This is a genomic window from Domibacillus epiphyticus, from assembly GCF_001975785.1.
In the GTDB taxonomy this organism is placed as follows: domain Bacteria; phylum Bacillota; class Bacilli; order Bacillales; family Domibacillaceae; genus Domibacillus; species Domibacillus epiphyticus.
The window spans coordinates 167122-178747 of sequence record NZ_MSFI01000009.1; the positions used below are offsets into that span (position 1 = coordinate 167122).

Consider the following 11626-nt stretch of genomic DNA (forward strand, 5'->3'; position numbering starts at 1 on the left):
AGGTAACGCGATGTTTGAACAGGGAATGACCCGGCTTCATGAATTGATGATTATTCTATATGCAGTAAGCGTATTACTCTATTTCCTGGATTTTGTACAGCGCAACCAGAAGGCGAATAAAATTGCCTTCTGGATTTTATCGATTGTTTGGGGTCTTCAAACAATTTTTTTATGTCTTTATATGTATAACACAGGCAGATTCCCGGTCCTCACGATATTTGAGGGGCTTTATTTTTATGCATGGGTTCTGCTGACGGCCTCCCTTATTTTAAATAAACTGCTTCGAATGGATTTTACTGTTCTTTTTACAAATGTGATCGGCTTTTTAATAATGACGGTGCACACCTTTGCACCGATACAAGTTGAATCGCAGGCAGCAGCTGAAAAACTTGTTTCGGAACTTTTGCTTATTCATATAACGATGGCGATTTTATCATATGGAGCCTTTTCTCTTTCTTTCATTTTCTCAGCCCTTTATTTGCTGCAGTACCGGCTGTTAAAAATGAAAAAGTGGAACGAGCGGCTTTGGAGGCTCGGTGATCTTGGACAGCTTGAAAAATTATCGGTCGTGTTAAATGCAATGGGTGTTCCGCTTTTACTGCTCAGCCTTATTCTCGGACTTGTCTGGAAAACCATTAAACTGCCTGATGTCAGCTGGTTTGATTTGAAAATTATTGCCTCATTTGTTTTACTATTTGTATATAGTGCATTTTTATATGTCAAAGTACGAAAAGGTTTGTCTGGAAGAACGCTTGCATGGATTAATGCAGGTGCATTCCTTATCATATTAATTAACTTTTTCCTCGGAAGCCGGCTGTCGACATTCCATTTCTGGTATTCGTGACGCCGGCTTTCGGTTTACATGGAGGGTATGGTATTATGCGGAAAATTATTGTTGGATCAAGAAAAAGCCGTCTTGCGTTAACGCAGACAAATCAGGTCATCGATCAATTGAAAAAACTATCTCCTGAAACAGAATTTGAAGTGAGAGAAATCGTCACAAAAGGTGACCGTATATTAGATGTAACATTGTCAAAAGTCGGCGGAAAAGGTCTTTTCGTTAAGGAAATTGAACAGGCGATGTTTGACGGTGAGATTGACATGGCGGTTCACAGCATGAAGGATATGCCGGCCGTGCTGCCTGAAGGGCTTGTGATCGGTGCGGTTCCCGCTCGTGAAGACCACCGTGACGCGTTCATTTCAAAAGGCCATGCAACATTTCGTGATCTTCCTTCCGGTTCAATTATCGGCACAAGCAGTCTTCGCCGCGCCGCTCAGCTCCTTTCGGTTCGTTCTGACATTGAAATTAAATGGATTCGCGGGAATATTGATACGCGCCTTCAAAAACTTGAGAATGAAGAATATGACGCCATCATTTTAGCCGCAGCTGGTCTTGCACGAATGGGCTGGTCTTCGGATGTCGTAACCGAATTTTTAGATGATGAGCTGTCAGTTCCGGCTGTTGGACAAGGAGCGCTTGCGATTGAATGCCGTGAAAATGATTCAGAATTACTAGAACTGTTAGCAAAATTCACGTGTGAAAACACGAAAAAAACAACTACAGCAGAGCGTGCTTTCTTATCAGCCATTGACGGCGGGTGCCAGGTGCCGGTTGCCGGATTTGCGAAAGTTGACGGAGAGAACCTATCTTTGACAGCACTAGTCGCTTCATCCGATGGCAATACAGTTTTAAAAGAAACGGTGACAGGCAGCGATGCAGAACAGATCGGGATAGAAGCTGCACGCCTGTTAAAAGAGCGTGGCGCCGCACAATTGATCGAAGCAGCGAGAGCGGAATCACAGTGAAAACGGATCAGCCGTTATCAGGAAAACGAATTGTTGTAACGCGTCCCGCGGGACAGGCAGCACCGTTTATTGATAAAATAGAAAAAGCGGGCGGCACAGCATACGCAGTGCCGCTTATCGCGTTCCGTATGTGTGAAGACATACGAGATGATGAAGTGTTAAGTCAACTATTTACATATGATTGGATTATTATCACAAGCAAAAATGGCGCTGAGTTCTTTATAGAAAAATTGAGCAGGTCAAACATTGAAGTGAAAAAAATTCCGTCGAAGTTTGCGGCGATTGGGACGAAAACAGCAAAGGTGCTGGAAAAATACGGTGTGACGGTTTCTTATATTCCGGATCGGTTTTCTGCGGATGATCTGGCTAACGATATAATAGCAGGCAGGTTTACACCGAGAAAAGCCCTCATTCCAAAAGGAAACCTTGCACGAGATATAATCGGTCACACAATTCGCCAAACCGGTGCTGCAGCAGATGACTGGATCGTATATGAAACGTATTTTCCGGATGATGAAAAAGTGAAATTGCTTGATCTTATCCGGCGTAAACAAGCGGATATGTTTACCTTTACAAGTCCATCCGCGGTAAGGCATTTTATTCAAACGATTAAGGAAGAGAACGAACCGATTCCTAAAGCGGATTTTGCTTGTATAGGACCGGTAACAAAACAAGAAGCATTGAAATATGGGCTTGCAGTCTCTGTTTGTCCTGAAGAATATACCATTGATGCGCTCGTTGAAGAAATGAGCAGCTTTTATGAGGAGTGACGAGAAAATGACAAATGAATTTGCGAGACACCGCAGACTTCGTCAAAGTGCCAATATGCGTGCATTAGTCCGCGAAACAACATTGAGTGTAAATGACTTTATTTATCCAATGTTTATTACAGAAGGAAATGGCGTTCGAACAGAGGTATCGTCAATGCCTGGTGTATTCCAGCTGTCGCTTGATCATGTAAAAGCAGAACTCGATGAAATTGTCAGTCTTGGCATTAAATCCGTTATTTTATTTGGTGTTCCGGATGAGAAAGATGCTGTTGGAACAGGAGCCTACCACAATCACGGGATCGTCCAGCAGGCGACACGATACATTAAAGGGCAATACCCTGATCTTTTAGTCATTGCGGATACCTGCCTTTGTGAGTATACAGATCATGGACATTGCGGCGTAGTTGAAGGTGGCAGCGTTTTAAATGATCCATCGCTTGATTTGCTTGTAAAAACAGCAGTCAGCCAGGCGGAAGCAGGAGCGGATATTATTGCGCCGTCTAACATGATGGACGGTTTCGTCAAGGCGATTCGTCATGGTCTCGATGAGGCAGGCTATACAGAAATTCCGATTATGTCTTATGCCGTTAAATACTCGTCCGCATTTTACGGACCGTTCAGAGATGCAGCAGATTCCACACCTCAGTTTGGCGACCGGAAAACGTACCAAATGGATCCGGCAAACCGCCGTGAAGCGATGCGTGAAGCAGCTGCTGATATTGACCAGGGGGCAGACTTCTTAATTGTAAAACCAGCTCTATCCTATTTGGATATTATTCGTGATGTGCGAAACGAATTTGATGCACCGGTCGTTGCTTATAATGTAAGCGGAGAATACGCCATGGTGAAAGCGGCGGCGATGAACGGATGGATCGATGAAAAAGCGATCGTGCTGGAAAAATTAACGAGCATGAAACGTGCAGGCGCAGATTTAATTATGACGTATCATGCGAAAGATGCAGCACGCTGGTTAAGCGAACAATAAAAGGAAGGGGTTCTATTCATGCGTTCATTAGAAAAGTCTAAAGAAGCATTTAAAGAAGCAGTAAAAATGATGCCGGGCGGTGTAAACAGTCCGGTTCGTGCGTTTAAATCAGTCAACATTGATCCAATTTTTATGGAGCGCGGAAAAGGGTCACATATATTTGATATTGATGGCAATGAATATATTGATTATGTGTTATCATGGGGCCCGCTTATTTTAGGGCACACGAATGAACGGGTGGTGGAAGCACTCAAAAAAACAGCGGAAACAGGCACAAGTTTCGGTGCATCGACATTACTCGAAAATGAAATGGCTGAGCTCGTCATTGAACGCGTTCCTTCGATTGAAGTCGTCCGCATGGTGTCAAGCGGTACAGAAGCAACGATGAGTGCACTTCGCCTTGCACGCGGTTATACTGGCAGAAATAAAATTTTAAAATTTGAAGGATGCTATCACGGCCACGGTGACTCTCTTTTAATTAAAGCGGGTTCTGGGGTCGCAACACTAGGTCTGCCTGACAGCCCGGGAGTACCTGAAACTGTCGCGAAAAATACAATTACCGTGCCTTACAATGATTTAGAGAGTGTCCGATATGCGTTTGAACAGTTCGGTGATGATATTGCATGTATTATTGTGGAACCTGTTGCCGGAAACATGGGTGTTGTTCCGCCACAGCCGGGCTTCCTTGAAGGGTTGCGTGAAGTGACTGAACAAAATGGAGCACTTTTAATTTTCGATGAAGTCATGACAGGCTTCCGTGTTGGCTACAACTGTGCGCAAGGCCACTTTGGCATCACGCCAGATATTACGTGCCTCGGAAAAGTAATCGGTGGTGGACTGCCAGTTGGAGCATATGGAGGGAAAGCGGAAATTATGAACAACATTGCGCCGGCTGGTTCCATTTATCAAGCCGGTACTTTATCCGGAAACCCGATGGCAATGACGGCGGGACTTGAAACATTACGCCAGCTTACACCTGCTTCATATGAGGAATTTACCCGTAAAGCGGATCTTCTGGAAAAAGGGCTGACAGAAGCAGCGAAAAAGCATGGTATTCCTATTACATTTAACCGTGCAGGTTCTATGATCGGATTCTTCTTCCATGAAGGGCCAGTTCGCAACTACGATGATGCGAAAAACTCGGACCTAGCCTTATTCGCGGATTATTTTCGTGAAATGGCAATGGAGGGCGTCTTCCTGCCGCCATCGCAGTTTGAAGGACTATTCTTATCGACAGCCCATTCAGATGGAGATATTGAAAAAACAATTGAAGCAGCGGATAAAGCATTCAGCCGGTTAAAAAAATAATGATTTCATAATCAGCTGTGCTGCAATATTAGTAAAAAAGCAGAAAGCCGCTTTTTAATGGCTTTCTGCTTTTTTTTATGGACGAATAGACTAAACCGAATAAGGACCGCTCTTTTCCTCCGCTATCATTGAATGAAAGAAGAAAGGATTGGTGTTAAAAACACTTCTTTTTCGTGCCTCTTATGCATACAATAGCGCGAAAAGGAGTGATTGTAATGGATGATTTATTTTTTGTTTCCATTCAAGAAGATGTAGTATTTCCGGACGGTGAAAATGTAGAGGAGCTGCTGTCTATTTCACTCGACCCGCAGGTGATAATCGAACCGAGAAAGGAAGGGACAACTCTTACCGGTACAATAGAAGTAACGGGAGAATATCTTATTGACACAGAAGAAGAGGAAAATATTCGCCAATTTTTCCGTCACATACCTGTTCATGCATTTATACCGCCACACCGTCAGGCAGCGTCGGACTCAGATATTCAAATTCATTCATTTGACTACGACGTACAAAAGCCAGGCCGCCTTATGCTCACAGCCGAGCTTGCAGTCGCTCTAGTTGGATATCAAGAAACACCGGTAGTACCTCAAGCAAATTTCAATGATGAGCTGCCTGTCATGGAAGAGGCGGCGCTTGAGACAAAATCATATGACGAGCATGATAAGCATGTTGTTATAGAAGAGGAAGGACTTGAGGCACTATCAGATGAATCCCCTGTTGTGGAGGAAGAAGCATCTGTTCTTGTGCAAAAAGGAAACACTGAAGAATCATCTATATTCAGCTGGCTTGGAGAACGGTCCGATCAGCAGGCACAGTGGCGCTTCTCAATTGAGAAATCGGGTGATGTTGAACTTATATCCACTCAAGGTGAAGCCCAGCCGCCAGAAGAATAAGAATGGAAAGTAAGATGACATCAAATGTTGTTGGAAAGAAAAGTGTACGGATTCCTTGAAAGCAGCAAAAAGGAACAATGATCCGGCACGCAAAAAAGCGGCATTGACGGAGCCAGGGCGGCCACCGATCATAATGGCGCATCATTCAGAACACCTGCCTTTTTTCTCATTGTATGTAAAAAGGGGAAAAACGTGTGAGCAAGGTTGACGGACTTTGGCAGTTTCGGATAAGATAATGGTATTCAAAAGAAAAGTGTGGACCTGGAAAAGGTGGTACCGCGAACAATCCTCTTCGTCCTTTTCAGACGACGGGGCTTTTTTTCGTTAAGGAGGAAGAAACATAATGGCACAAAATGAAACAACTATGCCGACAAAATACGATCCACAGACGATCGAAAAAGGACGTTACGACTGGTGGACAGCCGGCAAATTTTTTGAAGCAAAAAACGATGAATCGAAGAAACCGTATACGATTGTGATTCCACCGCCGAACGTGACGGGAAAGCTTCATCTTGGGCATGCATGGGATACAACGCTGCAAGATATTTTAACGCGTATGAAACGAATGCAAGGCTATGATGTGCTCTGGCTGCCGGGGATGGATCACGCAGGTATTGCGACGCAGGCAAAAGTGGAGCAAAAACTGAAAGAAGAGGGGACGACCCGCTACGATCTGGGCCGTGAGAAATTTCTAGAGGAGTCATGGAAGTGGAAAGAAGAGTATGCTTCTCATATTCGTGAGCAGTGGGCAAAGCTTGGTCTAGGACTGGATTACAGCCGGGAGCGTTTTACACTGGATGAAGGCCTGTCAAAAGCGGTGCGTGAAGTGTTTGTCAAGCTGTATGAAAAAGGCTTAATCTACCGAGGGGAATATATCATTAACTGGGACCCGTCAACAAAAACAGCTCTTTCTGATATTGAAGTCATATATAAAGATGTGCAGGGCGCGTTTTATCATATGAAATATCCGCTTGAAGATGGTTCGGGATATATTGAAGTTGCGACGACGCGCCCAGAAACGATGCTTGGGGATACAGCGGTTGCCGTGCACCCAGAAGATGCCCGGTACAAGCATTTAATCGGTAAAAATGTTGTTCTTCCGATTACAGGCCGGATCATTCCGATTGTCGGTGATGACTATGTCGACCAGGAATTCGGAAGCGGCGCGGTAAAAATTACGCCGGCGCATGACCCGAATGACTTTGAAATCGGAAACCGCCATGATTTGCCGCGCATTCTAGTTATGAACGAGGATGGCACGATGAATGCAGAAGCAGGCAAATATAACGGGATGGACCGTTTTGACTGCCGAAAGCAAATTGTAAAGGACCTTCAGGAAGAAGGCGTTTTATTCAAAATTGAAGAGCATCTTCATTCGGTCGGACATTCGGAGCGCAGCGGCGCAGTTGTTGAACCGTATTTGTCAACGCAATGGTTCGTTAAAATGGGACCTCTTGCAAAAGCGGCAGTTGATTTGCAAAAAACAGATGAAAAAGTAAATTTTGTGCCGGATCGTTTCGAGAAAACATATTTACATTGGATGGATAATATACGCGACTGGTGTATTTCCCGTCAATTATGGTGGGGTCACCGCATTCCAGCCTGGTATCATAAAGAAACGGGAGAAGTGTACGTCGGCCATGAAGAGCCGGCAGATGCAGAAAACTGGGAGCAGGATAACGACGTGCTTGATACGTGGTTCTCATCTGCTTTATGGCCGTTTTCAACGATGGGCTGGCCGGACAAAGAATCAATTGAGTTTAAACGCTACTATCCGACAGCTGCTCTCGTAACAGGCTATGATATTATTTTCTTCTGGGTATCCCGGATGATTTTCCAGGGGCTTGAATTTACAGGCGAACGTCCGTTTAAAGATGTTCTTATTCACGGCCTTGTCCGTGATGCGGAAGGCCGTAAAATGTCAAAATCACTTGGTAACGGTGTGGATCCAATGGAAGTCATCGACCAATACGGAGCGGATTCACTGCGCTATTTCCTCGCGACAGGGAGCTCCCCAGGGCAGGATTTGCGCTATTCAACGGAAAAAGTAGAAGCCGTCTGGAACTTTGCTAATAAAATTTGGAATGCATCCCGTTTTGCTCTTATGAACATGGACGGAATGACGTACGAGCAGATCGATTTATCCGGCAAAAAATCCGTTGCTGACGAATGGATTTTAACGCGTTTGAACGATACGATTGATAGTGTAACAAATTTGTCCGCAAAATATGAATTCGGTGAAGTTGGCCGTACGCTTTACAACTTTATTTGGGATGATTTCTGTGACTGGTACATAGAAATGGCGAAATTGCCGTTGTACGGAGAAGATGAGCAGGCGAAGCAAATGACGCGCTCCGTTCTTGCCTATGTTCTTGACAATACAATGCGCCTGTTACATCCATTTATGCCGTTCATCACAGAAGAAATCTGGCAAAACCTGCCGCATAATGGTGAAACGATTGTGGAGGCAAAGTGGCCTGTTGCGGACACCTCTTTGACAAATAAAGAAGCGGCAGCGGATATGAAGCTGCTTGTTGATATTATCCGTGCTGTTCGTAATATCCGCGCGGAAGTGAACACGCCGATGAGCAAAAAAGTACCGCTCGTTATTAAGGCGAAAGACGAGATCGTTCTTTCGACATTGACAGAAAACCGCTACTACATCGAGCGCTTCTGCAATCCGGAAGAGCTTGTTATGGAACTTGCTCCGGAAACTCCAGCAAAATCAATGACCGCTGTTGTCACGGGTGCGGAGCTGTTTATGCCTCTTGCAGGATTACTAAATCTTGATGAGGAAATTGCCCGTCTTGAAAAAGAAAAAGCAAAATGGCAGTCTGAAGTGGATCGTGTGTTGAAGAAGCTTTCAAACGAGCGGTTTATGGCAAAAGCGCCGCAAAAAGTCGTGGATGAAGAGCGCGCAAAAGAAAACGATTATCGTGCCAAACTCGCGGCAGTTGAAGCACGGATTGAAGACTTAAAGAAATAATGAATGGAAGAAGGCGGATCGGCTCATGTGGCGGATTCGTCTTTTTCGTACATAGAAGGAGCTGGAAGAATGGAAACATATAAAGAAGCAATTTCGTGGATACATGGCCGTCTTCGTACGGGGATTAAACCTGGGCTTACACGCATGGAATGGATGATGGAGCAGCTGAATCATCCAGAACAAAGACTAAAAGCGGTTCACATAGGCGGAACCAATGGAAAGGGTTCGACGACCACCATGCTGAGATCGATTTTGAATGAGGCCGGGTACGAAGTCGGCACGTTTACTTCGCCATATATAGAACAATTTAATGAGCGGATCAGTGTAAATGGCCGTTCGATTTCGGATGAAGAGATTACGGAACTTGCAAAAAAAATTCGCTTGCTAGCCGATGAAATGGAAGATATGGAATTTGGAGGACCGAGTGAGTTCGAAATTATTACGGCTATGGCGTTTTATTATTTTGCGTTTGTTCATCCGGTAGATATCGTCCTTTTTGAAGTCGGTCTTGGCGGCCGTTTGGATTCCACGAATATTGTTCATCCCATCCTCTCGATTATTACGACTATTGGAATGGATCATATTGCATTTCTTGGTGATACACTGGCTGATATTGCATTTGAAAAAGCAGGCATTATTAAAAGCGGCGTTCCGGTTATCACTTCCGTCCATCAGCCTGAAGCCCTTGATGTAATTGACCGAACAGCAAAAGAAAGAAAGGCACCGGTTTATCTGGCTGGCCGGGATTTTAGTGCGGAATGGATCGGATCAAGCGAAAAGGGGGAGAAGTTTCATTTTCAATCTGCTTTCAGCAAGAGGGATCATCTTGAAACGGGATTAGCCGGTATCCATCAAGTGCAGAACGCAGCGCTTGCGGTCATGGCTGCTGACTTTATACGTGCTTTTTATTCGTTTTTAATCGAATATGAACACGTCGAAATTGGACTGAAAAAAGCCCGCTGGCCAGGCCGATTTGAAACCATTTCAGAAAGCCCGCTTATTATTGCAGACGGGGCTCATAATGAGGAAGGAATCAAGGCCCTTGTTCAAACACTAGAACAGCGGTTTTCTAATAAACACATAACCATTTTATTTGCAGCAATGAAAGACAAACCATTAGATGCCATGATCAATCAATTAAAAGCGGCAGCAGACCAGTTGTATTTTGTACCGTTTTCTTTTCCGAGAGCTGCCCAAAAAGAAGATTACTCCATTTTTGTAACGGATACAGAGGCGATAACAGATTCGTACGAATCGATTATTCGTTCATTTAAAGCTAACGCTACTCAGGATCATATCCTTTTAATTACGGGTTCTCTTTACTTTATTTCTGAGGTAAAAAGGAGCATGTTTTGCTGAAAAAATGATGAACACCCTTTCTTTCTATATAATGTGACATGTAAGCAGGAATTTTGATAGGGGGAAATCGTAATGGAGGCAATACTCTTTTCGTTGTTTATTTTTACGTACGGACTTATTTGCGGGTCATTCTTTAATGTAGCGGGCATAAGAATACCAGTTGGAAAATCGGTTATTCGTCCACGAAGTGCTTGTCCTGTTTGTAAAAAAACATTGTCGCTATTTGAGTTAATTCCGGTTATTTCTTATGTCTTGCAACGTGGAAAATGCCGCGCCTGTCAAACACCTATTTCACCCGTATATGTTCAAATTGAAATGTTGACAGGCTGTTTATGGGTGGCAGCTTATTGGCAATTTGGATTTACGAAAGAATGGATTGCCGCCATAACGTTGATTTCTCTACTCATGATTATCATAGTTTCTGATTTTGTTTACATGATTATCCCGAATTCGATTTTGTTGTATTTTTTCTTTGTGTTTATATTAGAGCAAGCTGTCATTCCTGTCATACCATGGCAGGATGCAGCATTTGGTTTTGTTAGTGGATTTTTGCTGCCCTTGCTAGTTGCGATTGTTTCTAAAGGGGGCATGGGAGCGGGAGATATAAAGCTATTTGCAGTCATTGGCTTAAGTCTTGGATTCACAGGGTTTTTGCTTTCCTTTTTCTTTTCTGTATTGTTCGGTACACTAGCGGGTATTGTCGGCCTAATGAGGGGGAACGTCAAGAAAGGTGTTCCATTTCCATTTGGTCCCTGGATTGCCGCAGGAACCATTACATCACTATTCATAGGTGAGTCATTTCTCGTTTGGTATTTATCATTCTATTAACGTTATGAACAGTGGTCTCAAACCCTGTTCTTTTTTCTCTCATTAATCGTATACATAATAAAAAATAGGAGGGATGAACATGGACGAGCCAGATTGGTCTTATGAACGCAGCGATGTTCTCATCTGGCAATTGCCCGGTGAGGAAGCGGAACTAGAATCGGAAACAGAACCCATTGTTATACAGAAAAAAAAATCAATCATTCGCCCGGCAGCTGGTGCTGTGATCGTAATGTCAGCCCTTATCACCGGTACACTGTTTGGTGTGACAATGATCCGGGCAGTTAATGTGCCGGATGAAAAACCGGCCGCAGCAGCTGTAAGCAAGACACCTGTACAGGAAGTGAAACGCGGAAAAGTGAAACTGTCGGTCATTCAAGGAGGGCTCTTTTCGACAGAAGAAACTGCGAAGAAAGGGTTGAAGACGGCTAAAGCAAAGAAGATGCCGGCATCTATTATTAAACATGGGGAACAGTATATGCTTTTATTCGGGGCTTATCTTTCTAAAAGTGAAGCTGACCAGGCAGCGCAGCTGATTGAGGAAAAGGGTACAGCTGTATACGTGAAAGAGGTGTCCGCTTCGATGACAGAAAGCGCCGAAAAGACATTTTCCGCAGAAGCAGATCACCAAAAACGGCTGGATCAATTAAAAGAGGCGCTATCTCCTTAACCTGCCAATATCCGGCAGGTTTTT

The 11626-nt window shown here is 44.1% G+C and carries 11 protein-coding genes; 10 read left to right on the forward strand and 1 reads right to left on the reverse strand.

Annotation, left to right across the window (positions count from 1 at the left end; translation table 11 throughout):
• Positions 1 to 10 precede the first annotated feature (10 nt).
• The 6 genes from BTO28_RS06195 to BTO28_RS06220 all read left to right on the forward strand — a co-directional run bounded on the left by BTO28_RS06195 (position 11) and on the right by BTO28_RS06220 (position 5762).
• Positions 11 to 844, forward strand: a complete 834-nt coding sequence (locus BTO28_RS06195; RefSeq protein WP_076764666.1) for a cytochrome C assembly family protein — start codon at positions 11 to 13, stop codon at positions 842 to 844.
• A gap of 35 nt (positions 845 to 879) precedes the next feature.
• The gene (gene hemC, locus BTO28_RS06200; RefSeq protein WP_076764667.1) at positions 880 to 1806 is read left to right on the forward strand and encodes a hydroxymethylbilane synthase; all 927 of its coding nucleotides are present in this window, start codon (positions 880 to 882) and stop codon (positions 1804 to 1806) included.
• Complete coding sequence (locus BTO28_RS06205; RefSeq protein ID WP_076764668.1) at positions 1803 to 2576, forward strand: uroporphyrinogen-III synthase; 774 nt, start codon at positions 1803 to 1805, stop codon at positions 2574 to 2576. The genes hemC and BTO28_RS06205 overlap by 4 nt, the downstream gene beginning before the upstream one ends.
• A 7-nt stretch (positions 2577 to 2583) precedes the next feature.
• The gene (hemB, locus tag BTO28_RS06210; protein ID WP_076764669.1) at positions 2584 to 3561 is read left to right on the forward strand and encodes a porphobilinogen synthase; all 978 of its coding nucleotides are present in this window, start codon (positions 2584 to 2586) and stop codon (positions 3559 to 3561) included.
• Between the two features lie 18 nt (positions 3562 to 3579).
• Positions 3580 to 4869 (forward strand): glutamate-1-semialdehyde 2,1-aminomutase, encoded by a 1290-nt coding sequence (gene hemL, locus BTO28_RS06215; RefSeq protein WP_076764670.1) that lies wholly within the window; start codon positions 3580 to 3582, stop codon positions 4867 to 4869.
• Positions 4870 to 5084: 215 nt separating this feature from the next.
• Positions 5085 to 5762, forward strand: a complete 678-nt coding sequence (locus BTO28_RS06220; protein ID WP_076764671.1) for a hypothetical protein — start codon at positions 5085 to 5087, stop codon at positions 5760 to 5762.
• Here BTO28_RS06220 and BTO28_RS17440 read toward each other — a convergent pair.
• Positions 5722 to 5907: a hypothetical protein gene (locus BTO28_RS17440; RefSeq protein ID WP_083711335.1), complete on the reverse strand. Its 186-nt coding sequence runs from the start codon at positions 5905 to 5907 to the stop codon at positions 5722 to 5724. The genes BTO28_RS06220 and BTO28_RS17440 overlap by 41 nt on opposite strands.
• Positions 5908 to 6105: 198 nt before the next feature.
• Between BTO28_RS17440 and BTO28_RS06230 the strand changes: the two genes are divergently transcribed.
• From BTO28_RS06230 to BTO28_RS06245, 4 genes are all read left to right on the forward strand, one after another.
• Complete coding sequence (locus BTO28_RS06230; protein ID WP_076764673.1) at positions 6106 to 8748, forward strand: valine--tRNA ligase; 2643 nt, start codon at positions 6106 to 6108, stop codon at positions 8746 to 8748.
• A 69-nt stretch (positions 8749 to 8817) separates the two neighbouring features.
• A complete protein-coding gene (locus tag BTO28_RS06235; protein ID WP_076764879.1) occupies positions 8818 to 10107 on the forward strand; it encodes a bifunctional folylpolyglutamate synthase/dihydrofolate synthase in 1290 nt (429 codons plus the stop codon).
• 72 nt (positions 10108 to 10179) lie between these two features.
• Positions 10180 to 10935, forward strand: a complete 756-nt coding sequence (locus BTO28_RS06240; protein WP_076764674.1) for a prepilin peptidase — start codon at positions 10180 to 10182, stop codon at positions 10933 to 10935.
• Between the two features lie 79 nt (positions 10936 to 11014).
• On the forward strand, positions 11015 to 11602 hold the full coding sequence (locus BTO28_RS06245) for an SPOR domain-containing protein (protein WP_076764675.1): 588 nt from the start codon (positions 11015 to 11017) through the stop codon (positions 11600 to 11602).
• Positions 11603 to 11626 lie beyond the last annotated feature (24 nt).